At 56.8% G+C, this 25148-nt stretch carries 25 protein-coding genes and 5 pseudogenes; 8 read left to right on the top strand and 22 right to left on the bottom strand.

Annotated features, from left to right (window positions below; all coding sequences use genetic code 11):
* Positions 1–21: 21 nt before the first annotated feature.
* From sul1 to R8O70_RS12015, 12 genes and pseudogenes are all read right to left on the bottom strand, one after another.
* A complete protein-coding gene (sul1, locus tag R8O70_RS12070; RefSeq protein WP_276441666.1) occupies positions 22–861 on the bottom strand; it encodes a sulfonamide-resistant dihydropteroate synthase Sul1 in 840 nt (279 codons plus the stop codon).
* A complete protein-coding gene (locus R8O70_RS12065) occupies positions 855–1202 on the bottom strand; it encodes a quaternary ammonium compound efflux SMR transporter QacE delta 1 (protein ID WP_000679427.1) in 348 nt (115 codons plus the stop codon). The genes sul1 and R8O70_RS12065 overlap by 7 nt, the downstream gene beginning before the upstream one ends.
* A 116-nt stretch (positions 1203–1318) precedes the next feature.
* Positions 1319–2157: pseudogene (aadA1, locus tag R8O70_RS12060) on the bottom strand (ANT(3'')-Ia family aminoglycoside nucleotidyltransferase AadA1).
* Positions 2158–2173: 16 nt separating this feature from the next.
* Positions 2174–2974 carry an oxacillin-hydrolyzing class D beta-lactamase OXA-10 gene (locus R8O70_RS12055; protein WP_000846390.1) on the bottom strand — a complete coding sequence of 267 codons (801 nt, stop codon included), beginning with the start codon at positions 2972–2974 and terminating at the stop codon, positions 2174–2176.
* A 264-nt stretch (positions 2975–3238) separates the two neighbouring features.
* Positions 3239–4498: a chloramphenicol efflux MFS transporter CmlA5 gene (locus R8O70_RS12050; RefSeq protein ID WP_012300772.1), complete on the bottom strand. Its 1260-nt coding sequence runs from the start codon at positions 4496–4498 to the stop codon at positions 3239–3241.
* Positions 4499–4800: 302 nt separating this feature from the next.
* Positions 4801–5253, bottom strand: coding sequence for an NAD(+)--rifampin ADP-ribosyltransferase Arr-2 (locus R8O70_RS12045; RefSeq protein WP_000237816.1), 453 nt, complete (start codon positions 5251–5253; stop codon positions 4801–4803).
* Between the two features lie 84 nt (positions 5254–5337).
* Positions 5338–5871, bottom strand: a complete 534-nt coding sequence (gene aadB, locus R8O70_RS12040; protein WP_000381802.1) for an aminoglycoside nucleotidyltransferase ANT(2'')-Ia — start codon at positions 5869–5871, stop codon at positions 5338–5340.
* Positions 5872–6015: 144 nt separating this feature from the next.
* Complete coding sequence (locus R8O70_RS12035; RefSeq protein WP_000706731.1) at positions 6016–6915, bottom strand: inhibitor-resistant extended-spectrum class A beta-lactamase VEB-1; 900 nt, start codon at positions 6913–6915, stop codon at positions 6016–6018.
* 83 nt (positions 6916–6998) lie between these two features.
* Entirely contained in the window at positions 6999–7562 is a 564-nt protein-coding gene (locus R8O70_RS12030; RefSeq protein ID WP_112928758.1) for an AacA4 family aminoglycoside N(6')-acetyltransferase, read from the bottom strand.
* A 145-nt stretch (positions 7563–7707) separates the two neighbouring features.
* The gene (locus tag R8O70_RS12025) at positions 7708–8685 is read right to left on the bottom strand and encodes a DNA-primase RepB domain-containing protein (RefSeq protein WP_011117301.1); all 978 of its coding nucleotides are present in this window, start codon (positions 8683–8685) and stop codon (positions 7708–7710) included.
* On the bottom strand, positions 8661–9071 hold the full coding sequence (locus R8O70_RS12020) for an IncQ-type mobilization protein MobB (protein WP_011117300.1): 411 nt from the start codon (positions 9069–9071) through the stop codon (positions 8661–8663). The genes R8O70_RS12025 and R8O70_RS12020 overlap by 25 nt, the downstream gene beginning before the upstream one ends.
* 106 nt (positions 9072–9177) lie before the next feature.
* Positions 9178–9819: pseudogene (locus R8O70_RS12015) on the bottom strand (MobA/MobL family protein); the annotation flags it as partial.
* Positions 9820–10001: 182 nt separating this feature from the next.
* Here R8O70_RS12015 and R8O70_RS12010 point away from each other — a divergent pair.
* Positions 10002–10262 (top strand): mobilization protein, encoded by a 261-nt coding sequence (locus tag R8O70_RS12010; RefSeq protein ID WP_169573164.1) that lies wholly within the window; start codon positions 10002–10004, stop codon positions 10260–10262.
* Positions 10263–10866: 604 nt separating this feature from the next.
* Here R8O70_RS12010 and repC read toward each other — a convergent pair.
* From repC to R8O70_RS11980, 6 genes are all read right to left on the bottom strand, one after another.
* The gene (gene repC / locus R8O70_RS12005; protein WP_112928757.1) at positions 10867–11712 is read right to left on the bottom strand and encodes a replication protein C, IncQ-type; all 846 of its coding nucleotides are present in this window, start codon (positions 11710–11712) and stop codon (positions 10867–10869) included.
* Positions 11699–12538 (bottom strand): helicase RepA family protein, encoded by an 840-nt coding sequence (locus R8O70_RS12000; protein ID WP_169573183.1) that lies wholly within the window; start codon positions 12536–12538, stop codon positions 11699–11701. Before R8O70_RS12000 ends, repC begins: the two co-directional genes overlap by 14 nt.
* Before the next feature lie 30 nt (positions 12539–12568).
* Entirely contained in the window at positions 12569–12775 is a 207-nt protein-coding gene (gene urfF / locus R8O70_RS11995) for a plasmid repression protein F (RefSeq protein WP_112928753.1), read from the bottom strand.
* 56 nt (positions 12776–12831) lie between these two features.
* The gene (locus R8O70_RS11990; protein ID WP_223847821.1) at positions 12832–13107 is read right to left on the bottom strand and encodes a hypothetical protein; all 276 of its coding nucleotides are present in this window, start codon (positions 13105–13107) and stop codon (positions 12832–12834) included.
* Positions 13108–13168: 61 nt separating this feature from the next.
* A complete protein-coding gene (aadB, locus tag R8O70_RS11985) occupies positions 13169–13702 on the bottom strand; it encodes an aminoglycoside nucleotidyltransferase ANT(2'')-Ia (protein WP_000381802.1) in 534 nt (177 codons plus the stop codon).
* Between the two features lie 144 nt (positions 13703–13846).
* Positions 13847–14746: an inhibitor-resistant extended-spectrum class A beta-lactamase VEB-1 gene (locus tag R8O70_RS11980; RefSeq protein ID WP_000706731.1), complete on the bottom strand. Its 900-nt coding sequence runs from the start codon at positions 14744–14746 to the stop codon at positions 13847–13849.
* Positions 14747–14917: 171 nt separating this feature from the next.
* Here R8O70_RS11980 and intI1 point away from each other — a divergent pair, with 171 nt between their 5' ends.
* Positions 14918–15931 carry a class 1 integron integrase IntI1 gene (gene intI1 / locus R8O70_RS11975; protein ID WP_000845048.1) on the top strand — a complete coding sequence of 338 codons (1014 nt, stop codon included), beginning with the start codon at positions 14918–14920 and terminating at the stop codon, positions 15929–15931.
* A gap of 260 nt (positions 15932–16191) precedes the next feature.
* Here the strand turns inward: intI1 and R8O70_RS11970 are convergent, their stop codons facing one another.
* From R8O70_RS11970 to R8O70_RS11955, 4 genes and pseudogenes are all read right to left on the bottom strand, one after another.
* A complete protein-coding gene (locus R8O70_RS11970; protein ID WP_000480959.1) occupies positions 16192–17028 on the bottom strand; it encodes an APH(6)-I family aminoglycoside O-phosphotransferase in 837 nt (278 codons plus the stop codon).
* Positions 17028–17831 (bottom strand): aminoglycoside O-phosphotransferase APH(3'')-Ib, encoded by an 804-nt coding sequence (gene aph(3'')-Ib / locus R8O70_RS11965; RefSeq protein ID WP_025464697.1) that lies wholly within the window; start codon positions 17829–17831, stop codon positions 17028–17030. Before aph(3'')-Ib ends, R8O70_RS11970 begins: the two co-directional genes overlap by 1 nt.
* Before the next feature lie 65 nt (positions 17832–17896).
* The gene (locus R8O70_RS11960; protein ID WP_099593669.1) at positions 17897–18511 is read right to left on the bottom strand and encodes a recombinase family protein; all 615 of its coding nucleotides are present in this window, start codon (positions 18509–18511) and stop codon (positions 17897–17899) included.
* 351 nt (positions 18512–18862) lie between these two features.
* Positions 18863–19042: pseudogene (locus R8O70_RS11955) on the bottom strand (tyrosine-type recombinase/integrase); the annotation flags it as partial.
* Here R8O70_RS11955 and R8O70_RS11950 point away from each other — a divergent pair.
* From R8O70_RS11950 to R8O70_RS11925, 6 genes and pseudogenes are all read left to right on the top strand, one after another.
* Positions 18959–19408: pseudogene (locus R8O70_RS11950) on the top strand (DUF3363 domain-containing protein); the annotation flags it as partial. The pseudogenes R8O70_RS11955 and R8O70_RS11950 overlap by 84 nt on opposite strands.
* Before the next feature lie 230 nt (positions 19409–19638).
* Positions 19639–20853, top strand: a complete 1215-nt coding sequence (gene floR, locus R8O70_RS11945) for a chloramphenicol/florfenicol efflux MFS transporter FloR (RefSeq protein ID WP_106761485.1) — start codon at positions 19639–19641, stop codon at positions 20851–20853.
* A gap of 28 nt (positions 20854–20881) precedes the next feature.
* Positions 20882–21181: pseudogene (locus R8O70_RS11940) on the top strand (LysR family transcriptional regulator); the annotation flags it as partial.
* A gap of 3 nt (positions 21182–21184) precedes the next feature.
* The gene (locus tag R8O70_RS11935; RefSeq protein WP_258236883.1) at positions 21185–21823 is read left to right on the top strand and encodes a LysR family substrate-binding domain-containing protein; all 639 of its coding nucleotides are present in this window, start codon (positions 21185–21187) and stop codon (positions 21821–21823) included.
* 149 nt (positions 21824–21972) lie between these two features.
* Positions 21973–23922 carry a conjugal transfer protein TraG gene (locus R8O70_RS11930; protein ID WP_106761483.1) on the top strand — a complete coding sequence of 650 codons (1950 nt, stop codon included), beginning with the start codon at positions 21973–21975 and terminating at the stop codon, positions 23920–23922.
* Positions 23923–23961: 39 nt separating this feature from the next.
* Complete coding sequence (locus tag R8O70_RS11925; RefSeq protein ID WP_001389365.1) at positions 23962–24726, top strand: IS6-like element IS6100 family transposase; 765 nt, start codon at positions 23962–23964, stop codon at positions 24724–24726.
* The last annotated feature ends 422 nt before the right edge of the window (positions 24727–25148 follow it).

Genomic DNA, 25148 nt, shown 5'->3' with positions numbered 1-25148 from the left:
CGGGCGGCCGGAAGGTGAATGCTAGGCATGATCTAACCCTCGGTCTCTGGCGTCGCGACTGCGAAATTTCGCGAGGGTTTCCGAGAAGGTGATTGCGCTTCGCAGATCTCCAGGCGCGTGGGTGCGGACGTAGTCAGCGCCATTGCCGATCGCGTGAAGTTCCGCCGCAAGGCTCGCTGGACCCAGATCCTTTACAGGAAGGCCAACGGTGGCGCCCAAGAAGGATTTCCGCGACACCGAGACCAATAGCGGAAGCCCCAACGCCGACTTCAGCTTTTGAAGGTTCGACAGCACGTGCAGCGATGTTTCCGGTGCGGGGCTCAAGAAAAATCCCATCCCCGGATCGAGGATGAGCCGGTCGGCAGCGACCCCGCTCCGTCGCAAGGCGGAAACCCGCGCCTCGAAGAACCGCACAATCTCGTCGAGCGCGTCTTCGGGTCGAAGGTGACCGGTGCGGGTGGCGATGCCATCCCGCTGCGCTGAGTGCATAACCACCAGCCTGCAGTCCGCCTCAGCAATATCGGGATAGAGCGCAGGGTCAGGAAATCCTTGGATATCGTTCAGGTAGCTCACGCCGCGCTTGAGCGCATAGCGCTGGGTTTCCGGTTGGAAGCTGTCGATTGAAACACGGTGCATCTGATCGGACAGGGCGTCTAAGAGCGGCGCAATACGTCTGATCTCATCGGCCGGCGATACAGGCCTCGCGTCCGGATGGCTGGCGGCCGGTCCGACATCCACGACGTCTGATCCGACTCGCAGCATTTCGATCGCCGCGGTGACAGCGCCGGCGGGGTCTAGCCGCCGGCTCTCATCGAAGAAGGAGTCCTCGGTGAGATTCAGAATGCCGAACACCGTCACCATGGCGTCGGCCTCCGCAGCGACTTCCACGATGGGGATCGGGCGAGCAAAAAGGCAGCAATTATGAGCCCCATACCTACAAAGCCCCACGCATCAAGCTTTTGCCCATGAAGCAACCAGGCAATGGCTGTAATTATGACGACGCCGAGTCCCGACCAGACTGCATAAGCAACACCGACAGGGATGGATTTCAGAACCAGAGAAAGAAAATAAAATGCGATGCCATAACCGATTATGACAACGGCGGAAGGGGCAAGCTTAGTAAAGCCCTCGCTAGATTTTAATGCGGATGTTGCGATTACTTCGCCAACTATTGCGATAACAAGAAAAAGCCAGCCTTTCATGATATATCTCCCAATTTGTGTAGGGCTTATTATGCACGCTTAAAAATAATAAAAGCAGACTTGACCTGATAGTTTGGCTGTGAGCAATTATGTGCTTAGTGCATCTAACGCCTGAATTAAGCTGCGCCGCGAAGCGGCGTCGGCTTGAACGAATTGTTAGACATTATTTGCCGACTACCTTGGTGATCTCGCCTTTCACGTAGTGAACAAATTCTTCCAACTGATCTGCGCGGGAGGCCAAGCGATCTTCTTCTTGTCCAAGATAAGCCTGTCTAGCTTCAAGTATGACGGGCTGATACTGGGCCGGCAGGCGCTCCATTGCCCAGTCGGCAGCGACATCCTTCGGCGCGATTTTGCCGGTTACTGCGCTGTACCAAATGCGGGACAACGTAAGCACTACATTTCGCTCATCGCCAGCCCAGTCGGGCGGCGAGTTCCATAGCGTTAAGGTTTCATTTAGCGCCTCAAATAGATCCTGTTCAGGAACCGGATCAAAGAGTTCCTCCGCCGCTGGACCTACCAAGGCAACGCTATGTTCTCTTGCTTTTGTCAGCAAGATAGCCAGATCAATGTCGATCGTGGCTGGCTCGAAGATACCTGCAAGAATGTCATTGCGCTGCCATTCTCCAAATTGCAGTTCGCGCTTAGCTGGATAACGCCACGGAATGATGTCGTCGTGCACAACAATGGTGACTTCTACAGCGCGGAGAATCTCGCTCTCTCCAGGGGAAGCCGAAGTTTCCAAAAGGTCGTTGATCAAAGCTCGCCGCGTTGTTTCATCAAGCCTTACGGTCACCGTAACCAGCAAATCAATATCACTGTGTGGCTTCAGGCCGCCATCCACTGCGGAGCCGTACAAATGTACGGCCAGCAACGTCGGTTCGAGATGGCGCTCGATGACGCCAACTACCTCTGATAGTTGAGTCGATACTTCGGCGATCACCACTTCCCTCATGATGTTTAACTTTGTTTTAGCCACCAATGATGCCCTCACTTTCCATGATTTTGGTGGGAATGGATTTTCTTAGCGGCAACTTACTTTCGTTGTCTATATCCATGTTAAAGGCGAAAAAGTAAACCTCTGTCTCCTTCTCAACCCACCCAACCCACCATGCGACACCAGGATTTGACTCAGTTCCCACACCAGAAAAACCAGTTTTTGAATGCACTAGATATTCAGGTGCCGCCTCCGTTACCAAAGCCTCTTTTACTATTAGCTGGTTTTCTTTAGATGCTGACAATTTATTTAAATATAGAGACTCTAGAAACTCCACTTGATTAACTGCGGAAATTCTAAGCTGGCCTTCCAACCAGAATTTGTCAATGCCACCACTGATATTCTGGTTGCCATAGGAAAATTTTTTAAGGTATTTCTGCATTCTTACTTCGCCAACTTCTCTGGCGATTTGTTGAAATACGGGAACAGCTGAAACTTGTATTGCCCCTCTTAAGGTCAAGTCTCTTTCCCATTGCTTCATGGCTCTTGGCTTTCCGTCCCATTTGAAAACCTGATGCTCATTCTTTATGACACCAGTTTCTAGGCCGATAATTGCGTTGGGGATCTTAAATGTTGATGCTGGAAGATATTCCTTTGATGCACGAGCTAAGTCATTGGTAGCGCAGGATTTACTGCTACTTTTACAAAGCACGAAGACACCATTGACGGCTTCGGCAGAGAACTCTTTGTTCCAAGACGTATTTTCTGTAATTGAACCAGCTAATGCCGTACTCGAAAGACACGCGATAATTACATATGCGGCAAATGTTTTCATGGCACCTTCTTGGTGGCTAACGTTAATTCGACCTCAGAGGCGTTTAAGTCAAAATACCTCTGACGTCTAACATGATTAATCAAAGTCTGATTTTTTAACAAAATCAGAAAGATAGACGCGAAACTTTAAAACAAAGGCGTCAACACTTCAAGTAGCGATCTTTCGCTTCGGCGAGGCCTAACGCCTGAGCTCAGCCGACCGAAACCGCGTAGCGGTTTTGGGTCGGCTGCAGCGATTTGTTGGGCGATAGCTTGCCACATTCTCTCAACGATTGGGATTTGATGTACTTTCCGCACTTTGTAGCGCGACCACATCATGCTCCCCCTGGCCGCGAGAGCCCTTCACTCGGGAAACACAAGACAGACCGAGCACGACTGTTGCAAGGGTCAAACAGTACACGACAACCGGCCAAGCCGTGTTGCGCGGCAACAGCGAAATGATCAACGTTCCGATGCTTCCTAGCAGTACACCGCCCAAGCAGAAGTAGACTGCCGTGACCGTTCCAGCAACATGGTCGAATCCTCGAAGAGCGCCATTGGGCGACACAGATACCGCTGTGGCGACACCAATACCCACTAGCCACATTGGAGCAATAAAGCCTAACACGGACTGCGAAGCCCATATTTCGGTGATGGCAAGCAATACTGCTCCAGCTATCAGGCATCCCATTCCCATTCGCAAGACACTTGGGCTGCCCCACTTGGGTATCACACGCCCCATAAAACGAGCCGTAAACACCATGGCAATTGCCACTGTGGCGAACAGCAGGCTGAAGCCAAGCTGAGACACACCTTGCCTGCCCATCATTAGTCCGGGCGCAATGGAGAAAAAGACGAAGAAGCTACCCATTCCAGCGGCGTAACACAACGTGTACAACCAGAAGTTCAGGCACTTAACGGGGAGTAGCAGCTGCGACCATTGCAAGCCCGCAACTCGTTGCACCCGGGTTTCAGGCCAGAATCGCCACGCTGCTGCAGATGCAGCGATCATGCCCAAACCTAGAAACGCAAAGATAGCCCGCCACCCAAGCCACATGTCGACGAGCGCTCCGAGCAATGGGCCTACCGCCGGGACCATGGCCAGCATGGATCCGAGTATGCCGTAAATGACATTACTTTCCTCGCGACCTGCGTAAATGTCACGTACTGTTGCAAATGTGGAAACAAGGCACGCCGAGGCACCACAAGCCTGAAGAATCCGAAGCCCCAGAAAGACTTCAGCCGATGACGTAAGAGCGAGGCCCATTGACGCCACAACGTAGGCGAGGCCACCTCCCAGTAGAACGGGGCGGCGCCCCAGTCGGTCCGATAGCGGTCCAAACAAGAGCTGACCGGCACCAATCATGACCAAGTACGTTGTCAGCGTAAGCTGAATTGTGCTCGCTGTCGTACCAAGCGCGTTTGGCATAAACGGCACTGCTGGCAAGTACATGTCCATGCCGAGTGATGCCAATAAATCGAACGGTGATAACAACAACACCGTGGCGGCAAGGGAGTACCGCCAACTAAAGTTTTTTGAGCGCACGAAACCATCTCCTTGAACAAAGGATTTGGCGGCGCTCCCGTAGAGCAAAAGGATTCATGAGAACGCCGCAACAACCGAAAAATGAAGGTTGCTGCGGCTTACTTGTCTGCGTTCTTGGAAGTGCTCATCTGCTGACTATCTCATGATTGAATTTGAATCGTAACAACTTTCAAGCAACTCTGCGAGGAGCCTTATTGTGCGGGCGACAGGGTGGCGCGCCTATTGCGCATAAAATGGCGAAGCCATGCGCAACAGGCGCGGAATCTCTGGCGTCCGGTTTGATGGCTTTGTTATGCAAAGGACTAGTCTTCAATGACGTGTAAACCACGGCGCTTTAAGTCCTCTAACGAATCCAACATTCCCCTTATTAATTCAACAGGATGCCCCTCCCAGTCTTCAACAACGCCAACAATTCTCAAGGGTTCGCAGGTTCTATAGGACTGTGTTGGATTACCGGGAAATTTTTTGTTCGTAAGATTCGGATCGTCTTCGAACGGTCCTGTTGGCTCAACTATGTATATGTAGCCGCGACCCTCGAGGCCAGACAGTGACATAGCAAGTTCAGCTCCCCAAACTGCTGGCTCCATCAAGGCTGAAAAGTAGATGTGCTTAAGAATACGACCGTCCTCGAAATGAGAGATGAACCCTGTGGTTAGCAAGTCACCAATCGCCAAATTGGCTTTGGTTCCATGATAGAACGGTCCTTGCACCTGCTTGTAATTATCATGAGAGATGGGAATCCAATCTTTTACCATTTTAAGACCCTTAATTGTTGGGATTTGGCTGCATAACACCTGAGTTAAGCCGCGCCGCGAAGCGGCGTCGGCTTGGACGAATTGTTAGGCCGCATATCGCGACCTGAAAGCGGCACGCAAGACCTCAACCTTTTCCGCCCCGAGTGAGGTGCATGCGAGCCTGTAGGACTCTATGTGCTTTGTAGGCCAGTCCACTGGTGGTACTTCATCGGCATAGTAAAAGTAATCCCAGATGATCGCCTCCCAGCTGTTACAACGGACTGGCCGCCCGGCGATGACGCCCTCAGCCGCCTCTGGGCACGAGCCCTGCGGAGCCTCCGCGATTTCATACGCTTCGTCTGCCCACCAAGCAGGTTCGCAGTCAAGTAACTCATCCCCGATCTCCGCTAAGAATCCATAGTCCAACTCCTCCATGACGCGCCCGCCGAGCATTTCAACTATTGCCTCGAGCTCGCCGCGCCTCTCGCCGGGAAACGTCAGATCAATATCATCGTGCTTGCGTGTTACACGCCCTAGCCGTGCATCGATCGCCCAGCCCCCACCGATCCAGAGCGGCAGATTTCGCTCATCTGCCGCAGCTAGAATTTTGTGTATCAATGTGACCTGCGTTGTGTCCATGCGGCCTAACGGTTTGGGCTATGGGCAGTGGCGGTTTGCGTGAGCCTTTCCTGTCAAACCGAGAAAACGCTCGGGCGGGCTACCGACTTTGCAAATTGCACTTCAACCCGCCATTGCCTATGAGCCAGTGTTAGCGGTAGTTTTTTATTTATTCAAATAGTAATTCCACGTTATTTTTGCAATGTCTGAAATAATCTTTTCATTAATTTCCGAAGTTTCTTTGGACTCTGCAACAAATACGCTTATAAAAATTAATTGTCCATTCGGTAAAGTAATTACCCCAACATCATTAGTGGCTGCTGCAATTCCATTATTTATTCCGGAAGTCCCTGTTTTATGAGCAACAATTGTATTCTTTGGTAATTGTCCTTTTAATCGGTTACTTCCTGTTGTTGTTTCTCTCATAATTTTCCAAATAAAATCATAACTTTTTTTAGAAAGTAATTGGTTCTTATTATTATAAGTATCTATTAACAGTTTGTTCATCGCTGTTGGGGTTGCCCAATTTTGATATTGGGTATTCCAATCCTTGTGCATTTGTTCTTCGTTTGCTTTGATTGAAATATCAGTGAAATGATTAGCATTCAAGAATTTTTGAACAGAATCAGTTCCTCCGATTAATTTTAGCAAAATATCACAACCAATATTGTCGCTCTCTGATACTGTATAATTTAGTATTTGTTCAATCGTCAAAGTTGTTCCATTAGGGAATTCCTCTTTAATCGGACTCCACGTTTTAGGCAAAAGGTCTTGAGGGGTAATCTCTATTTTTTGTTCAAAAGAAAGATTCCCTTTATCTATCTCAGACAAAACGGCTAAAGCAATCGGAAATTTCATAACGCTTTGCATCGGGAAATGGAAGTCGTTATTAATCTTCAAAGTATCCTTCTCATTGCTGTTGAATATTGCTACTCCTATTCTGGCATTTTTTGCCTTTAAAACATTCTCAATTTTCAAAGTTAAGTTGTCAGTTTGAGCATTTGAATACACAATTGTAAAAAATAAACTTAACAATACTAATAATATCCTTTTTACGATTTTCATATGTCTGTACTCCTATCTGGTTAAATTACCGCTAACACCTGAATTAAGCCGCGCCGCGAAGCGGCGTCGGCTTGAATGAGTTGTTAGGCAACACCGCGCTTTCTCTCGAAGGCTTGTCGTGTTTGAACCATGTAAACCGCCGGCCCGTCAGGCGTGGTGATGATCTTCTCCCGCACGAATCCTGCCTTCTCATAGCAGCGTATGGCTCGATGGTTGTTCGGAGTCGGGTCGGTCTGAATCTTCGTCACGGTGGGGTCCGAGAACAGTAGTTCAACGAGAGCGCGGACAAGCCTTGTTCCTAGGCCTTTGTTCAACTGTGTCGGGTCAGCCAGAGACTGGTCTATTCCTCGCACTCCTGGATCAGTTTCATCTTCCCACCAGCCATCACCGCTTCCGAGCGCGACGTACGACTGAGCATAGCCGATCGGTTCCTCGCCCAGCATTGCGATGTACGGTGTTACGGACTCTTCCGCCATCGCTCTGGGCAGGTAGTGTTCCAGCACTTCATCAAGAGTCGGTCGCTCTTCGTCACCACCCCACCACTCAACGATGTGCGGCCGGTTGAGCCAATCATGGAGCATCGGCAGGTCGCGCTCGGTCATGAGGCGAAGAGTTATGGGGGGGGTGCTCGCGGCCTTGCGGCCCATGGCTCGCTGCTGTTCGGCAAAGCGGGCCTGTCGTATAGCGTTAGGGGTGGCCAGCAGGTTGCCGGTACGCTTGTCGTGTTGGTCTTTCATCTCAAACCCTCCATTAGAGCTAACAGTATACCACCAGTTAGCGCTAACGCAAGCATTACATACTTAAATCTGGCCCCCGACTGCGCTGCTTCTGGGTCTGCTTCGCCAGCTCGGCGCGGGCCTCCTGCACCTGCGGCAGCTCCATCACTTTCTGTACCGTGCGCTTGATGTAATCGGCCTCATGGCCTGCCTTGCGCTCCATGATCGCGGGGCTGGCCTCGGCCATGGCCTTGGCGATCTCGTCCGGCTCCCGGCCCTTGCTGGCCAGCTTCATAGCCGCAATGAAGTCGCACTTGCTGAGGTCGTCACCGAAGCGTTTGACCAACCCGGCCATTTCGCTGCGGTAGTCGTCCACGGCGCTGCGGCGATACCGGCGCACACTCCGCGGGGCGGTGATCTCGGCCAGTCGTGCCGTCCGTTCCTGTTGGCGCTTAATGCTGTCCAGCACCTGCCCGGCCTGCTGCATCAGCTCCGGCCCTGCGGTGGCGGTCTTGCCCTTGGATTCACGCAGCAGCACCCACGGCTGATAACCGGTGCGGGTGGTGTGCTTGTCCTTGCGGTTGGTGAAGCCCGCCAAGCGACCATAGTGGCGGCTGTCGGCGCTGGCCGGGTCGGCGTCGTACTCGCGGGCCAGCTTCCGGGCGATTACGCCCCTGTGACCTGCTGGGGCGTCCTGAGCCACTTTTACCCATGCCTGATAGTTCTTGGGGCTGGTCTCCACGATCAGCGCCGGCTCCCGGCCCTCGGCTTTCATGTCATCCAAGTCGAACTCACTGAGATCGTCCACCAGCACCAAACCATGCCGCTCCTGCTCGGCGGGCCTGATATACACGTCATTGCCCTGGGCATTCATCCGCTTGAGCCATGGCGTGTTCTGGAGCACTTCGGCGGCTGACCATTCCCGGTTCATCATCTTGCCGCTGGCGGCATCCCGTATGCCGATGTCGTACCGGTCGCAGCCCATGGCCTTGAGCTGCCGGGCGATGGCTTGCGCGGTGCGGTCACCCTTTACTTGAGCTTGAAAACCAGCCATATACCCCCCTGTTGTTCGATGATTTGCGGCTCCAGCCAAAGCCATGATGCGATCAGCAGCGCCAGAATAGGCGTCACGGAAGCGATCAAGACCCCGGCCCACAACTTCCATGTCCAGCCACGGGCGGCGCTCCGGGCGCTCTGCGCGGCGCTGCTCACCTCGGCGGCTACCTCCCGCAACTCCTTGGCCAGCTCCACCCATGCCGCCCCTGTCTGGCGTTGGGCTTTCAGCCACTCCGCTGCCTGCGCCTCGCTGGCCTGCTGAGTCTGGCTCATGACCTGCCGGGCCTCGTCGGCCAGTGTCGCCATGCTCTGGGCCAGCGGTTCGATCTGCTCCGCTAACTCGTTGATGCCTCTGGACTTCTTCACTCTGTCTATCGCGCTCATGCTCGATAACCTCCCGGTATTCTTGTAAGTCGATGATCTGGCCGTTGGCCGTGTCGATGGCTAGGGCGGTGTCGGCCCGCTCGGTGCGGATGCCCCGGCCCTCCATCTCCACCACGTTGGGGCCAAGATGGATGCCCGGCAGGCGCTCGATGCCCTGCGCCTCAAGTGTTCTATGGTCAATGCGGGCGTCGTGACCAGCCCGCTCTAATGCCCGGTTGGCATGGTCGGCCCATGCCTCGCGGGTCTGCTCAAGCCATGCCTTGGGCTTCAGGCTCTCGGACTTCTGCGCCCCGCCCCGCTCTGGCTGTTTGGCGTTGTACCGCTTGAACCACTGGTCAGCCGGGCGCTCGATACCGTCGTTCTTCCGCTCAGAGATCATCAAGTGGCAATGGGGGTTCTCACCTTTACCGGCATGAATGGCCAGCGTATACGGCAGGCGCTCGCCCTCGGTCAGATGCCGGGCGAATTCGTCCACCAGCTCCCGCTGCTGATCTAGGGTCAGTTCGACCGGCAGGGCAAACTCAACCTCTTTGAACAGCCGCCCATTGGCGCGTTCATACAGGTCGGCAGCATCCCAGTAGTCGGCGGGGCGCTCGGCCCACTCGGGCAGGTGGCCGGACTGAGTGTGCAGCACCTCGTCACGGTCGCGGGAGTAACGGCCCTCCCGCTGGATGTAATCGGCTTTCGCCTTGGCCGACTGGCCGCCGTTCCGGCTGCCGGTCTTGGCCGTAAGGTGATAGATGGCCATAGGGGTTTAGCTCCATGCAATGGCCCTCGGAGAGCGCACAGCCCCAAAGGGGTGCCCGCAGGGCAGTTTCTCGAAGAGAAACCGGTAAGTGCGCCCTCCCGTTAGAATGACGGTCGGGGTTTGCGGTGTCTGTGCTCCGATGATAGCATGATGGCAAGCACATAACCAAGGGGAATGTCAACATGGCAAAAGCAGCGGAACGGCTCGCCAAGCTGGAAGAGCAACGGGCACGGATCAACGCCAAGATCCAGCGGGTCAGGGCACGGGAGCAGCAGCAAAAGCGCAAGGAGGACACCCGGCGCAAGGTGCTGGTAGGCGCGTGGATACTCGGCAAAGTCGAAAGCGGCGAGTGGCCAGAACAGCGCTTGCTCGATGGGCTGGACAGCTACCTAGAGCGCGACCATGACCGGGCGCTGTTCGGACTGCCACCCAAGCAGGAATAGCAGCCACAGGAGCATGGCCAGCCGGAGCCGCAAGAGGGGCAAGGGTGAGCTTCTACCGGCTGACACCTGCCGAGATCGAAGCCCTGCAGCAAGAGATGCGAGAGGCGGGCGCGACCATCAAGGCGGAGATAGCCAAGCGCAAGGTGGCCAGCATGGCCCCTGCGGGGCTTCACACGCGCCCCCGCCCTGCGGGCAGGGGTAAAGGCCGCTAAAGCGGCTAAAGGCGTCTGCGGCTTCCTGTGGCGTCTGTGCATGGGGTTTGGGTTTGCGGGCCTTGGCCCGCCTTTTCCCTACCGCGGAGCGGTGGGGGCGGTGTGTAGCCTAGCGCAGCGGATAGATCAGTTATCCGGCCTCTGGCCGGGCATTTTGGGCAAGGGCAAACAGCGCCCCACTAGGGCGCTGTTAACCGCGCCTAGTGGATTATTCTTAGATAATCATGGATGGATTTTTTCAGCACCCCGCCAGCCCCCGCCCCTGCTGGGTTTGCAGGTTTGGGGGCGTGACAGTTAACGGGGGGGTTCGTGACAGTTAACGGGGGGGGGCGTGACAGTTAACGGGGGGGGCGTGACAGTTAACGGGGGGGGCGTGACAGTTATTGCAGGGGTCAGCCTGCCGCCTTGGGCCGTGCGATGTCGTACTTACCCGCCGCATACTCGTTCACCGTCCAGCCCAGCGCGATCAGCTCCGGCAGCGCCTCGCGCACCCGCTGGCGTCTCTTGCGCATGGCGGCCCCACTGGCCTCTGACGGCCAGACGTAGCCGCACAGGGTATCTATGGCCGCCTTGCCGGTCTTGCCGGGGTCGATCCAGCCACACAGCCGCTGGTGCAGCAGGCGGGCGGTTTCGCTGTCCAGCGCCCGCACCTCGTCCATGCTGATGCGCACATGCTGGCCGCCACCCATGACGGCCTGCGCGATCAAGGGGTTCAGGGCCACATACAGGCGCCCGTCTGCCTCGTCGCTGGCGTACTCGGCAAGCAGCCGGAAGCCCTGCCGCTTGCGGCCATTCTGGGCGATGATGGACACCTTCCAAAGCCGTTCAATGCAGTCCCTGATGGGCTTTGAGTCCTCGATATTGGCATAGCCTATTTCACGAGCCAGCGCCCGATAGCTACCCTTGACCACCATGGCGTCAGCGGTAACGGCTTCCCATTTGGGTTCCAGGAACAGCCGGAGCTGCTGCCCGCCGGGGGTCTCCGGTTCTGGCTCTAGCACCAGACCACTAGGCCCGGCCATGGCCACCAGCCCCTGCAGGATGCGCAAATCATCAGCGCCCAGCGGCTCCGGGCCGCTGAACTCGATCCGCTTGCCGTCGCCGTAGTCATACGTCACGTCCAGCTTGCCGCGCTTGCGCTCGCCCCGCTTGAGGGCACGGAACAGGCCGGGGGCCAGACAGTGCGCCGGGTCGTGCCGGACGTGGCTGAGGCTGTGTTTGTTCTTAGGCTTTGCCACGAGGCACCCCCTTGCTCTTGTGCTGCTTTTCCAGCACGGCGGGCTTGAGTACCCCGCCGTCATGCCGCCTGAACCAGCGGTCTTTGAACGGTGCCCCATAGTTGGCCTTGCTGACTCCAAAGCGGACGAAATAGGGCCGCTGCGTGTCGTCTACGCCCCATTCCTCGGCCTCACCGGTGGTCATGCCGGACAGGTACGATTGCCAGCGGATGTTATCCACCAGCACGGACGATCCCCGGCTGGCCTGCTGCTGGTCGCCTGCGCCCATCATGGCCGCGCCCTTGCTGGCATGGTGCAGGAACACGATAGAGCACCCGGTATCGGCGGCGATGGCCTCCATGCGGCCAATCACTTGCGCCATGGGGCCGCTGGCGTTCTCTTCCTCGATGTGGAACCGGCGCAAGGTATCCAGCACCATCAAGCGGCGTCCCTCAGCGGCTCGCTTGAGGCCGTCGAACCACTCCGGGGCCATGATGTTGGGTAGGCTGCCGATCAGCGGCTGGATTAGCAGACCGTCAGCCACGGCTTGCCGTTGCTCGTCGGTCAGGCGTTCCCCCAATGCGTGCAGGCGGTGATGTATGGCGGTGGGCGGGTCTTCGGCGGGCAGGTAGATCACCGGGCCGGTGCGCAACTCGCCCACGTCCAGCAGGTCGGGGCCGCCTGCGATCTGTGCGGCCAGTTGCAGGGCCAGCATGGACTTGCCGGCCCCACCGGGGGACACCAGCGCCCCCACGGTGCCGGCCACCATGTTGGGCAGTACGTAGTCAATCGGTGGCGGTAGCTCTGTGAAGCTCGCCAGAATGTCGATAGGCTTATGGGTAGCCATTGATTTGCCTCCTGTGTAGGCGGTTGGTGGTTAGGCGCTGGCGGGGTCACTACCCCCGCCCTGCGCCGCCCTGAGTTCTTCCAGATACAGCCGCAGCGCCTCGGCCTCTGCGTCTGTGGCCCATATCTTCCGGGCCTTGCGGCCCATGGCTCGCTGCTGCTCGGCAAAGCGGGCCTGTCGTATAGCGTTGGGGGTGGCCAGCAGGTTGCCGGTACGCTTGTCGTGTTGGTCTTTCATATTTCCTCCGCATTAGAGCTAACACCATAACAGGCATTAGCTCTAATGCAAGTGTTTTATCCTAATGTCGGCCCTCGGTACTGCTGTTTCTCGGCCTGCTTCGCCAGCTCGGCGCGGGCCTCCTGCACCTGCGGCAGCTCCATCACCTTCTGCACCGTACGCTTGATGTAATCGGCCTCATGGCCCGTCTTGCGCTCCATGATGGCGGGGCTGGCCTCGGCCATGGCCTTGCCGATCTCGTCCGGCTCCCGGCCCTTGCTGGCCAGCTTCATGGCCGCGATAAAGTCGCACTTGCTGAGGTCGTCACCGTACCGCTTGACCAGCCCGGCCATTTCGCTGCGGTAACACCTGAGTTAAGCCGCGCCGCGAAGCGGCGTCGGCTTGGACGAATTGTTAGGCCGCATATCGCGACCTGAAAGCGGCACGCAAGACCTCAACCTTTTCCGCCCCGAGTGAGGTGCATGCGAGCCTGTAGGACTCTATGTGCTTTGTAGGCCAGTCCACTGGTGGTACTTCATCGGCATAGTAAAAGTAATCCCAGATGATCGCCTCCCAGCTGTTACAACGGACTGGCCGCCCGGCGATGACGCCCTCAGCCGCCTCTGGGCACGAGCCCTGCGGAGCCTCCGCGATTTCATACGCTTCGTCTGCCCACCAAGCAGGTTCGCAGTCAAGTAACTCATCCCCGATCTCCGCTAAGAATCCATAGTCCAACTCCTCCATGACGCGCCCGCCGAGCATTTCAACTATTGCCTCGAGCTCGCCGCGCCTCTCGCCGGGAAACGTCAGATCAATATCATCGTGCTTGCGTGTTACACGCCCTAGCCGTGCATCGATCGCCCAGCCCCCACCGATCCAGAGCGGCAGATTTCGCTCATCTGCCGCAGCTAGAATTTTGTGTATCAATGTGACCTGCGTTGTGTCCATGCGGCCTAACGGTTTGGGCTATGGGCAGTGGCGGTTTGCGTGAGCCTTTCCTGTCAAACCGAGAAAACGCTCGGGCGGGCTACCGACTTTGCAAATTGCACTTCAACCCGCCATTGCCTATGAGCCAGTGTTAGCGGTAGTTTTTTATTTATTCAAATAGTAATTCCACGTTATTTTTGCAATGTCTGAAATAATCTTTTCATTAATTTCCGAAGTTTCTTTGGACTCTGCAACAAATACGCTTATAAAAATTAATTGTCCATTCGGTAAAGTAATTACCCCAACATCATTAGTGGCTGCTGCAATTCCATTATTTATTCCGGAAGTCCCTGTTTTATGAGCAACAATTGTATTCTTTGGTAATTGTCCTTTTAATCGGTTACTTCCTGTTGTTGTTTCTCTCATAATTTTCCAAATAAAATCATAACTTTTTTTAGAAAGTAATTGGTTCTTATTATTATAAGTATCTATTAACAGTTTGTTCATCGCTGTTGGGGTTGCCCAATTTTGATATTGGGTATTCCAATCCTTGTGCATTTGTTCTTCGTTTGCTTTGATTGAAATATCAGTGAAATGATTAGCATTCAAGAATTTTTGAACAGAATCAGTTCCTCCGATTAATTTTAGCAAAATATCACAACCAATATTGTCGCTCTCTGATACTGTATAATTTAGTATTTGTTCAATCGTCAAAGTTGTTCCATTAGGGAATTCCTCTTTAATCGGACTCCACGTTTTAGGCAAAAGGTCTTGAGGGGTAATCTCTATTTTTTGTTCAAAAGAAAGATTCCCTTTATCTATCTCAGACAAAACGGCTAAAGCAATCGGAAATTTCATAACGCTTTGCATCGGGAAATGGAAGTCGTTATTAATCTTCAAAGTATCCTTCTCATTGCTGTTGAATATTGCTACTCCTATTCTGGCATTTTTTGCCTTTAAAACATTCTCAATTTTCAAAGTTAAGTTGTCAGTTTGAGCATTTGAATACACAATTGTAAAAAATAAACTTAACAATACTAATAATATCCTTTTTACGATTTTCATATGTCTGTACTCCTATCTGGTTAAATTACCGCTAACTTTGTTTTAGGGCGACTGCCCTGCTGCGTAACATCGTTGCTGCTCCATAACATCAAACATCGACCCACGGCGTAACGCGCTTGCTGCTTGGATGCCCGAGGCATAGACTGTACAAAAAAACAGTCATAACAAGCCATGAAAACCGCCACTGCGCCGTTACCACCGCTGCGTTCGGTCAAGGTTCTGGACCAGTTGCGTGAGCGCATACGCTACTTGCATTACAGTTTACGAACCGAACAGGCTTATGTCCACTGGGTTCGTGCCTTCATCCGTTTCCACGGTGTGCGTCACCCGGCAACCTTGGGCAGCAGCGAAGTCGAGGCATTTCTGTCCTGGCTGGCGAACGAGCGCAAGGTTTCGGTCTCCACGCATCGTCAGGCATTGGCGGCCTTGCTGTTCTTCTACGGCAAGGTGCTGTGCACGGATCTGCCCTGGCTTCAGGAGATCGGAAGACCTCGGCCGTCGCGGCGCTTGCCGGTGGTGCTGACCCCGGATGAAGTGGTTCGCATCCTCGGTTTTCTGGAAGGCGAGCATCGTTTGTTCGCCCAGCTTCTGTATGGAACGGGCATGCGGATCAGTGAGGGTTTGCAACTGCGGGTCAAGGATCTGGATTTCGATCACGGCACGATCATCGTGCGGGAGGGCAAGGGCTCCAAGGATCGGGCCTTGATGTTACCCGAGAGCTTGGCACCCAGCCTGCGCGAGCAGCTGTCGCGTGCACGGGCATGGTGGCTGAAGGACCAGGCCGAGGGCCGCAGCGGCGTTGCGCTTCCCGACGCCCTTGAGCGGAAGTATCCGCGCGCCGGGCATTCCTGGCCGTGGTTCTGGGTTTTTGCGCAGCACACGCATTCGACCGATCCACGGAGCGGTGTCGTGCGTCGCCATCACATGTATGACCAGACCTTTCAGCGCGCCTTCAAACGTGCCGTAGAACAAGCAGGCATCACGAAGCCCGCCACACCGCACACCCTCCGCCACTCGTTCGCGACGGCCTTGCTCCGCAGCGGTTACGACATTCGAACCGTGCAGGATCTGCTCGGCCATTCCGACGTCTCTACGACGATGATTTACACGCATGTGCTGAAAGTTGGCGGTGCCGGAGTGCGCTCACCGCTTGATGCGCTGCCGCCCCTCACTAGTGAGAGGTAGGGCAGCGCAAGTCAATCCTGGCGGATTCACTACCCCTGCGCGAAGGCCATCGGTGCCGCATCGAACGGCCGGTTGCGGAAAGTCCTCCCTGCGTCCGCTGATGGCCGGCAGCAGCCCGTCGTTGCCTGATGGATCCAACCCCTCCGCTGCTATAGGGGTCGTTTGCGGGAGGGGGCGAAATCCTACGCTAAGGCTTTGGCCAACGATATTCTCCGGTAAGATTGATGTGTTCCCAGGGGATAGGAGAAGTCGCTTGATATCTAGTATGACGTCTGTCGCACGTGCTTGATTGCGGCCGCGATAGCTAGATCGCGTTGCTCCTCTTCTCCATCCGCGTTCCAAGCCGCGGAAAGACACCCGTAAGCGTACGCCTGGTCGAGCAGCCGACGCGGATCGACGTCCAGCGCACGAGAGAATGCGTCCGCCATCTGTGCAATGCGTCTAGGATCGAGACAAAGGTCGTCTCTGTCAGCCGGATCGTAGAACATATTGGCGGCGCCAAAGCCCACTTCACCGACCAGACCGACTGGATCTATCACCAGCCAGCCGCGACTGGAGAACATGATATTTTCATGATGCAGATCGCCATGTAGCCCACGCAGTTCCGAGGCATTGCTCATCATTTGATCGGCTATAATCGCCGCGTGGACGTAGTCAGTTTGACGACCTGCGTTTTGATCGTCACGCGCCCGCTGAAACAAAGCTGCAAAGCGCTCCCGGATCGGGAGAAGAGCAGAAGGCAGGGGTTCCTCAGATGCGGCATACAGCTTCGCCATCAGTTCCGCTGCAATTTCGGTCGCCTGGTAGTCGCCGTGCTCGGCAACGATGTGAGAGAGCATTCGCTCCCCGGCATATTCGAGCAACATCAGATTGTTCTCACGACCGAGCAACCGGACTGCTCCCCTCCCACTGCGCCATACCAGATAGTCGGCCCCGCGCAGTTCATCAGCAATGTCTTCTATAGGTTTCAATCCTTTGACGATTGCAGGAGTCCCGTCTGGCAAAAAAACTTTCCAAACGAGGCTGGAAAAGGTGTCCGCAATGAGAACAGGTTGGGAAACGTGCCAATGAGCAGGAAAAACAGGCGGCATGAACATCAACCCCAAGTAAGAGGGTCCAATCGCAGATAGAAGGCAAGGCGTTCGCGGTCGGGGGCTTCGATCCCCAATACATTGAATAGGACAGCGAAGGCGCGCTCTGCTTCATCTGGCGCTGCCCAGTTCTCTTCGGCGTTAGCAATCATGAGTGCCAAATCGGCATAGCGATCTGCTGTTCCGAGCCGCCCAAGGTCGATCAGACCCGTACATTGAAGAGTTCTAGGGTCTACCATGAAGTTCGGCATGCAGGGATCACCATGGCAAACAACCATATCGGTGCGCTCTTGGTCGAGCCGCACCGGTAGCTCTCGTTCGACACGAGCCAAAAGATCGAGCTGCGGCGTACTCTTGTCCTCGTCAGGTAAGAAGTCGGGATTGACGGCATTGCGGGACACCACATCAACGGCGCGTCCGATCATTCGCGACAGCCTGCGCTCAAACGGACATTGATCAACCGATAGGCTGTGAACAGCCCCAAGTTGCTGCCCCATTGACGGCCACGCTTTGAGCAAATCTGCTCCAGACAGATCCGCCGCCGGTACTCCCGGAATTGCCGTTATCACTAGGCATGCGCCCTCCTGTTCCTCCTGCCAGTTGATTACCTCGGGGCAAGCCACACCTCGACCTTTGAGCCAAATGAGGCGGTCACGCTCTCCAGCGAGCTCACCGCGACGGGAAGCAGGTGCGATTTTCGCGAAGGCATGCCCGTCACCACGTCGAAAAACAAAATCACCGGATTCTCCGCCTCTGACAGGCAACCAGTCAGAATGCGATTCACCCAAAAAAATATAAGTCCGATTCAATGGAGGTTCCTTCAGTTTGCTGATGAGGCGCGGAGGTGGCTCAACCTGCGAAAAGAAAAGAGTTGCTATGCAAGGCCAAGAACATGCTTTCCATGGTCTCTGAGCTCGCCTTTGGGGCCGACGTACCGGTAGAGAGTGACGCGCTCGATGCCAAGTTCCTTGCAGAGATCGGAAACTGAAGTATCGCGCTGGGCCATGGCGGCTTGCGCGAGACGCACCTGAGCTTTGGTGAGCGCGAATTTTCGTCCGCCCTTGCGACCGCGCGCTCTCGCGGAGGCGAGACCCGCCATGGTGCGCTCTCGGATCAGATCCCGCTCGAACTCAGCCAAGGTGGCGAAGATTCCGAACACCATGCGACCGGACGCAGTCGTGGTGTCGATCTGAGCGCCCTTTTCAGTCAGAACCCGCAGGCCGATCTTGCGGTCTGACAGCTCCTTCACCGTGTTGACCAGATGGGCAAGCGATCGTCCGAGGCGATCGAGCTTCCAGACCACCAGCACATCGCCGTCACGCAATGACTTGAGGCAAGCGGTCAAACCAGGGCGATCATCACGACCGCCGGAAGCAAGATCATCATAGATATTGTCCCGTTCGACACCTGCGGCGCGCAAGGCGTCGTGCTGCAGGTCGAGAGACTGCGAGCCATCGGCTTTGGAGACGCGGGCATATCCGATCAGCATGTATCACAAACGTTCGATTATGTGACAGTGTGAGCCAGAACGTGCCGGTCGTCAAAAATTGTCACTTAACCCGTAATTCTGTCTAAGGCATACAAAGGGTGTTTATGGTTAGTAAAGTGACGGCGCAAGACAGCATCGTGCAGGGGACTTGTCGTTTTCAGAAGACGGCTGCACTGAACGTCAGAAGCCGACTGCACTATAGCAGCGGAGGGGTTGGATCCATCAGGCAACGACGGGCTGCTGCCGGCCATCAGCGGACGCAGGGAGGACTTTCCGCAACCGGCCGTTCGATGCGGCACCGATGGCCTTCGCGCAGGGGTAGTGAATCCGCCAGGATTGACTTGCGCTGCCCTACCTCTCACTAGTGAGGGGCGGCAGCGCATCAAGCGGTGAGCGCACTCCGGCACCGCCAACTTTCAGCACATGCGTGTAAATCATCGTCGTAGAGACGTCGGAATGGCCGAGCAGATCCTGCACGGTTCGAATGTCGTAACCGCTGCGGAGCAAGGCCGTCGCGAACGAGTGGCGGACCAGCGCCGCGAGCATCATATCGAACAGGGCGACGCCGCCCGAGCGCGGGACGGCCGCATCTTCTATCGGCGTAGTCTTCTCGCCACGTTGCGCGAACGCGAGGTTGCCCGCGTCGGCGCCGAGATGGCCGAGAGCAAAGGTCTGCCGTTCCGCGCAGCAGCGGATGGCGAGAGCGTCAGCGGCAAGTTCACCGGCACCGTGCAGCTATCGAGCGGCAAGTTCGCCGTGGTCGAGAAATCCCATGAGTTCACCCTTGTCCCATGGCGGCCGATCATCGACCGTCAGCTCGGCCGCGAGGTCATGGGCGTCGTGCAGGGCGGATCGGTGTCTTGGCAGTTGGGCCGGCAGAGAGGGATTGGACTCTAGGTGGTCCAACCCCGGATTGGCAGCTCGACGCATTGCGATGGAAGGGATGATCGGATAGAATCGCCATCCATCTTTTCAATGTGAGGTCAACGGCATGGGAGCCAGTATTACAGCAGACAAGTAAGCCGCAACAACAAGCATTGTTGTTGCGGCGTTCTGTAAGACCAATCCTGTTTGATTGCTGACGAGCAGACGCCGCCCGGAATCCTTATTCGAGAGGTTGATTCGTCATGACCACCACACGCCCCGCGTGGGCTTATACGTTGCCGGCAGCTCTGCTGCTGATGGCTCCCTTCGACATCCTCGCGTCACTGGCGATGGATATTTACCTTCCCGTCGTTCCGGCGATGCCCGGCATCCTGAATACGACGCCATCTACTATCCAACTCACGTTGAGCCTCTACATGGTGATGCTCGGCGTGGGCCAAGTGATCTTCGGGCCGCTTTCGGATCGCATCGGGCGACGGCCAGTCCTGCTTGCTGGCGGGGTGATTTTCGTCGTTGCGTCTCTCGGAGCAGCATGGTCGTCAACGGCCGCAGCCTTGGTCGCCTTCCGCCTGCTTCAAGCGGTCGGCGCATCGGCTGCGCTGGTGGCGACGTTCGCGACGGTTCGCGACGTGTATGCCAGCCAGCCCGAGGGCGTCGTCATCTACGGCCTTTTCAGTTCGATGCTGGCCTTCGTACCTGCTCTTGGCCCAATCGCTGGAGCACTCATCGGCGAGTTTTTCGGATGGCGGGCGATATTCGTCACGCTGGCTGCGCTTGCGTTACCCGCACTCTTGAATGCCGGTTTCAGATGGCACGAAACCCGCCCGTTGGACGGAGCAGGAACGCGCCGATCCGTTTTGCCGATCTTCGCGAGTCCGGCCTTTTGGGTTTACACGGTCGGCTTTAGCGCCGGCATGGGCACTTTCTTTGTCTTCTTCTCGACGGCCCCCCGCGTGCTCATAGGCCAAGCGGACTATTCGGAGATCGGATTCAGCTTAGCCTTCGCCACTGTCGCATTCGTCATGATCGTGACAACCCGCTTCGCGAAGTCCTTTGTCGCCAGATGGGGCATCGCGGGATGCGTGGCGCGTGGGATGGCGCTGCTCGTTTGCGGAGCGGTCCTGTTGGGGATAGGCGAACTCTACGGCTCGCCGTCATTCCTCACCTTCGTCCTACCAATGTGGGTTATGGCGGTCGGCATTGTCGTCACGGTGTCTGTTACCGCCAACGGCGCGCTTGCACAGTTCGATGACATCGCAGGATCGGCAGTCGCGTTCTACTTCTGCATTCAAAGTCTGATCGTCAGCATCGTCGGGACATTGGCGGTGACGCTGTTAAATGGCGACACCGCATGGCCCGTGATCGTCTACGCGACGACGATGGCGGTGCTGGTATCGGTGGGTCTGGCGCTACTTCGATCCCGCGACGTTCCTTCCGAGAGGTCGCCAGTCGTCTAACCGGCGATTGGTAGGACGGCTGGCACCCATGCGGCGCACCCGCCATCGCAGCCTCGTGAATGGCGGTATCCTGTCCGGCAGGATACCGCTCATTTCCCTTGTTCAGTTCGTTGCCGTCGCTGAGCATCTGAACTTTCGGCACGCGGCCAACGCGCTCGGCGTCAGTCAGTCGAGCGTCAGCGCGCGCGTTAAGGCGCTGGAAGAAAATCTTGGTGTCCTGCTGTTCGAGCGCCATGCGCGAGGCGTCCGGCTGACGGATGCAGGCAGACACTTCATGGAGCGGGTCGTGGCAGGCGTCGATCAACTCGATCACGCCGTCAAGACCGCCGGCATGACAGCGCAAGGCGAATGCGGCCGGCTACGCATCGGTGTCTATGCCCTGATTCCGGGCAGCTTCCTTGCAGAGCTGATTGGTCAGTATCGAAAGGACCATCCCAATCTCGACATCGAAATCACGGAGGGCACAGCACGCGATACTCTCACGCAGCTTCGAGCCGACCGGCTGGATATTGCGTTCGTTGCCGGCACGTCCAAACCGCCCGACTGTCATTCCCGGCGAATATGGACCGAACCCCTTTTAGCCGCTGTGTCGGCGCGGCACGCTCTTGTTGGACGCTCGGCCGCCACATGGGCTGATCTGGCAGCGGACACGTTCATCGTCAGACATGGTGGCACCGGCCCACAAGTGCATGACCATATCGTTTTACGCCTTGCCGGAACCTGGCCCGCGCCTTCGATCCTTAGATTTGATGTTGGGCGCGGCACCTTGCTGTCGATGGTGGGACAGGATTTCGGTATCACTGTCATAGGTGCGGCTTCGTCCCTCTTGCCAACATCCGGGGTGGTCTTCCTGCCGATCACCGACGAACCCGAGCCGGTCGCTTTCTCGGCGGTCTGGTCGCCTCACAATCGCAGTGTTGCGCTCCGAAATTTGCTTGGACTCGCCGACAAGATGAGCCGATCTAATTGATTCATTTGGATGTGCTCGAAATTGCGAGCACCCATCCTATTTGCCGCCGATAGTATCCGGCAGCCCTCCTGCATCATCTTTGCTATTGCCTCCCGCGCAAACGCTTATTCTCTAATCGGCTCAATCTCTCTTGCCAACTGGAGCCTGCATTGCGCGGAGGCCGAATCCTTTGGGGTCAGATCGCTGTCGTTTTCACCATCGTTCTGGTGATGACGTGGGCGGCGACGCAATGGATAGCATTCCGCCTCGGCTTCCAGCCGCAGCTTGGCAATCCGTGGTTCGAGCTGGTGGGCCTGCCGGTCTATTATCCACCGGCCTTCTTCTGGTGGTGGTTTTCGTTCGACGCCTATGCGCCCGCGATCTTCGTCGAGGGCGGCATCATCGCCGTATCGGGCGGCTTCCTCGCCATCGCTGCCGCCATCTTCATGTCGATCATCCGCGCGCGCGAAGCCCGGAACGTCGCCACCTACGGTTCGGCGCGATGGGCCGAGGACAGAGAAATCCGCGCGGCCGGATTGCTCGGCCCCGATGGCGTCCTGCTCGGCCGATACGACCGGGACTATCTGCGCCATGATGGTCCCGAGCATGTTCTATGCTTCGCCCCGACGCGCAGCGGCAAAGGCGTCGGGCTGGTGGTGCCGACGCTGCTGACATGGCCGGCATCCGCCATCGTTCACGACATAAAAGGCGAGAACTGGACGCTGACAGCGGGCTTCCGCGCGAAGCATGGCCGCGTGCTGCTGTTCGATCCGACCAACGCCAGATCGTCGGCCTACAACCCGCTGCTGGAGGTGCGGCAGGGCGAATGGGAAGTCCGCGACGTGCAGAATATCGCGGATATTCTGGTCGATCCCGAAGGCAGTCTCGACAAGCGCAATCATTGGGAAAAGACCAGCCATAGCTTGCTGGTCGGCGCGATCCTGCATGTTCTCTACGCGGAGAAGGATAAGACCTTGGCGGGCGTCGCCAACTTCCTGTCCGATCCCCGCCGCCCGGTCGAGGCGACCTTGCGCGCCATGATGGACACGCCGCATCTCGGCGAGGCGGGCCTTCATCCCGTCATCGCGTCGTCCGCCCGCGAACTGTTGAACAAATCCGAGAACGAGCGGTCGGGCGTGCTCTCCACCGCCATGTCGTTTCTCGGCCTCTACCGCGATCCCGTGGTGGCGCGGGTGACGGCGCATTGCGACTGGCGCATTGCCGATCTGGTCGGCAGCCGCCAGCCCGTCACGCTCTATCTGGTCGTGCCGCCATCCGACATTAACCGCACAAAGCCGCTAATCCGCCTGATCCTCAACCAGATTGGGAGGCGGTTGACCGAGGAATTGACCACCTCCGGCAAGCGCCATCGCCTGCTGTTGATGCTCGACGAGTTTCCGGCATTGGGCAGGTTGGATTTTTTCGAGTCCGCCTTGGCCTTCATGGCAGGCTACGGAATCAAAGGCTTCCTGATCGCGCAGAGCCTCAACCAGATCGAGCGGGCCTATGGGCCGAACAACGCGATCCTCGACAACTGCCATGTGCGCGTCAGCTTTGCCACGAATGACGAAAGGACCGCCAAAAGGGTGAGCGACGCGCTCGGCACCGCGACCGAGATGCGCGATTCCACCAACTATGCCGGCCACAGGCTCGCGCCGTGGCTCGGGCATCTCATGGTTTCACGGCAGGAGACAGCCCGGCCGCTGCTCACGCCGGGCGAAATCATGCAGCTTCCGCCTACCGATGAAATCGTCATGGTCGCGGGCACGCCGCCGATCCGCGCGACCAAGGCCCGCTATTTCGAGGACGCGCGGTTGCAGGAACGCATCCTGACCCCGCCCGATCTGGTCGCCGCTCCGCTGGCGCCCAGCCCATCCGCCGATGATTGGTCCGGCCGCGTGGTCGCGGCGGAAAGCCGTTCCGCGACGAGGGGAAACGAGGCCGAGGGCGACCCGGCCAATGCCGGCATCCGCCGCGAGCCGGAATTGCCCGAGCATGAGGAAATCGTCACGCCGACGCCATCGCCCGAACAGGAGTTCGAGTTTCTGGACGACGAGCCGGACGTTGACGCCGCCAAGGCCCGCGCCATGCGCCAGCGGGCTCTGTTGCAAAAATCGTGAAGCTTGAGCATGCTTGGCGGAGATTGGACGGACGGAACGATGACGGATTTCAAGTGGCGCCATTTCCAGGGTGATGTGATCCTGTGGGCGGTGCGCTGGTATTGTCGCTATCCGATCAGCTATCGCGACCTTGAGGAAATGCTGGCGGAACGCGGCATTTCGGTCGACCATACGACGATCTATCGCTGGGTCCAGTGCTACGCCCCGGAGATGGAGAAGCGGCTGCGCTGGTTCTGGCGGCGTGGCTTTGATCCGAGCTGGCGCCTGGATGAAACCTACGTCAAGGTGCGGGGCAAGTGGACCTACCTGTACCGGGCAGTCGACAAGCGGGGCGACACGATCGATTTCTACCTGTCGCCGACCCGCAGCGCCAAGGCAGCGAAGCGGTTCCTGGGCAAGGCCCTGCGAGGCCTGAAGCACTGGGAAAAGCCTGCCACGCTCAATACCGACAAAGCGCCGAGCTATGGTGCAGCGATCACCGAATTGAAGCGCGAAGGAAAGCTGGACCGGGAGACGGCCCACCGGCAGGTGAAGTATCTCAATAACGTGATCGAGGCCGATCACGGAAAGCTCAAGATACTGATCAAGCCGGTGCGCGGTTTCAAATCGATCCCCACGGCCTATGCCACGATCAAGGGATTCGAAGTCATGCGAGCCCTGCGCAAAGGACAGGCTCGCCCCTGGTGCCTGCAGCCCGGCATCAGGGGCGAGGTGCGCCTTGTGGAGAGAGCTTTTGGCATTGGGCCCTCGGCGCTGACGGAGGCCATGGGCATGCTCAACCACCATTTCGCAGCAGCCGCCTGATCGGCGCAGAGCGACAGCCTACCTCTGACTGCCGCCAATCTTTGCAACAGAGCCCGCCGTGCTAGTCTGCTCGGTGATGGTGGAGTGAAGCCAACCCGCAATCGGGTTATGAATCTGCATCGCGATTCGCAATCAGCTGTCTCTTGAGCATGTCGAACTCCTGCGATGTTATCTCGCCGTGCTCGTGCTGCTACACCAACTTGTCCAACTCATCCGCCACACCGCTCCCCACCACCTGCGATGGCCAGGTTGTTTGCTGGGCGCATTGGCGGAGTATCGTCTCGACCCGGGACACCCACACCGGCACAACCTTACGGGAGTGATTCACTGTCAAAGAATCGGCCCGGTGCTCTGACGCAAGTATCGGGATGGTCACCATTTGTAAGCCGTAGACCTGAGTGGTGATCAAGACTTCGATACCA

Origin of the sequence: Vibrio sp. 779(2023) (genome assembly GCF_033344285.1) — a bacterium.
GTDB lineage: Bacteria > Pseudomonadota > Gammaproteobacteria > Enterobacterales > Vibrionaceae > Vibrio > Vibrio alginolyticus.
This window is presented reverse-complemented; position numbering and strand designations above follow the sequence as displayed.

Excerpts from the sequence above, each read along its gene's own strand:
- R8O70_RS12030 (WP_112928758.1), bottom strand. The coding sequence starts at position 7,562 with ATGGGCCGCAAGGCCGCGAGCACCCCCCCCATAACTCTTCGCCTCATG.
- intI1 (WP_000845048.1), top strand. The coding sequence starts at position 14,918 with ATGAAAACCGCCACTGCGCCGTTACCACCGCTGCGTTCGGTCAAGGTT.
- R8O70_RS12010 (WP_169573164.1), top strand. The coding sequence starts at position 10,002 with ATGGCAAAAGCAGCGGAACGGCTCGCCAAGCTGGAAGAGCAACGGGCA.
- urfF (WP_112928753.1), bottom strand. The coding sequence starts at position 12,775 with ATGAAAGACCAACACGACAAGCGTACCGGCAACCTGCTGGCCACCCCC.
- R8O70_RS11960 (WP_099593669.1), bottom strand. The coding sequence starts at position 18,511 with ATGCTGATCGGATATGCCCGCGTCTCCAAAGCCGATGGCTCGCAGTCT.
- aadB (WP_000381802.1), bottom strand. The coding sequence starts at position 13,702 with ATGGACACAACGCAGGTCACATTGATACACAAAATTCTAGCTGCGGCA.
- floR (WP_106761485.1), top strand. The coding sequence starts at position 19,639 with ATGACCACCACACGCCCCGCGTGGGCTTATACGTTGCCGGCAGCTCTG.
- R8O70_RS11925 (WP_001389365.1), top strand. The coding sequence starts at position 23,962 with ATGACGGATTTCAAGTGGCGCCATTTCCAGGGTGATGTGATCCTGTGG.
- aadB (WP_000381802.1), bottom strand. The coding sequence starts at position 5,871 with ATGGACACAACGCAGGTCACATTGATACACAAAATTCTAGCTGCGGCA.
- R8O70_RS12035 (WP_000706731.1), bottom strand. The coding sequence starts at position 6,915 with ATGAAAATCGTAAAAAGGATATTATTAGTATTGTTAAGTTTATTTTTT.
- R8O70_RS12000 (WP_169573183.1), bottom strand. The coding sequence starts at position 12,538 with ATGGCTACCCATAAGCCTATCGACATTCTGGCGAGCTTCACAGAGCTA.
- R8O70_RS11980 (WP_000706731.1), bottom strand. The coding sequence starts at position 14,746 with ATGAAAATCGTAAAAAGGATATTATTAGTATTGTTAAGTTTATTTTTT.
- R8O70_RS12020 (WP_011117300.1), bottom strand. The coding sequence starts at position 9,071 with ATGAGCGCGATAGACAGAGTGAAGAAGTCCAGAGGCATCAACGAGTTA.
- R8O70_RS11990 (WP_223847821.1), bottom strand. The coding sequence starts at position 13,107 with ATGGCCGGGCTGGTCAAGCGGTACGGTGACGACCTCAGCAAGTGCGAC.
- R8O70_RS12055 (WP_000846390.1), bottom strand. The coding sequence starts at position 2,974 with ATGAAAACATTTGCCGCATATGTAATTATCGCGTGTCTTTCGAGTACG.
- R8O70_RS11970 (WP_000480959.1), bottom strand. The coding sequence starts at position 17,028 with ATGTTCATGCCGCCTGTTTTTCCTGCTCATTGGCACGTTTCCCAACCT.
- R8O70_RS11935 (WP_258236883.1), top strand. The coding sequence starts at position 21,185 with ATGACAGCGCAAGGCGAATGCGGCCGGCTACGCATCGGTGTCTATGCC.
- R8O70_RS12045 (WP_000237816.1), bottom strand. The coding sequence starts at position 5,253 with ATGGTAAAAGATTGGATTCCCATCTCTCATGATAATTACAAGCAGGTG.
- R8O70_RS12065 (WP_000679427.1), bottom strand. The coding sequence starts at position 1,202 with ATGAAAGGCTGGCTTTTTCTTGTTATCGCAATAGTTGGCGAAGTAATC.
- R8O70_RS12025 (WP_011117301.1), bottom strand. The coding sequence starts at position 8,685 with ATGGCTGGTTTTCAAGCTCAAGTAAAGGGTGACCGCACCGCGCAAGCC.
- sul1 (WP_276441666.1), bottom strand. The coding sequence starts at position 861 with ATGGTGACGGTGTTCGGCATTCTGAATCTCACCGAGGACTCCTTCTTC.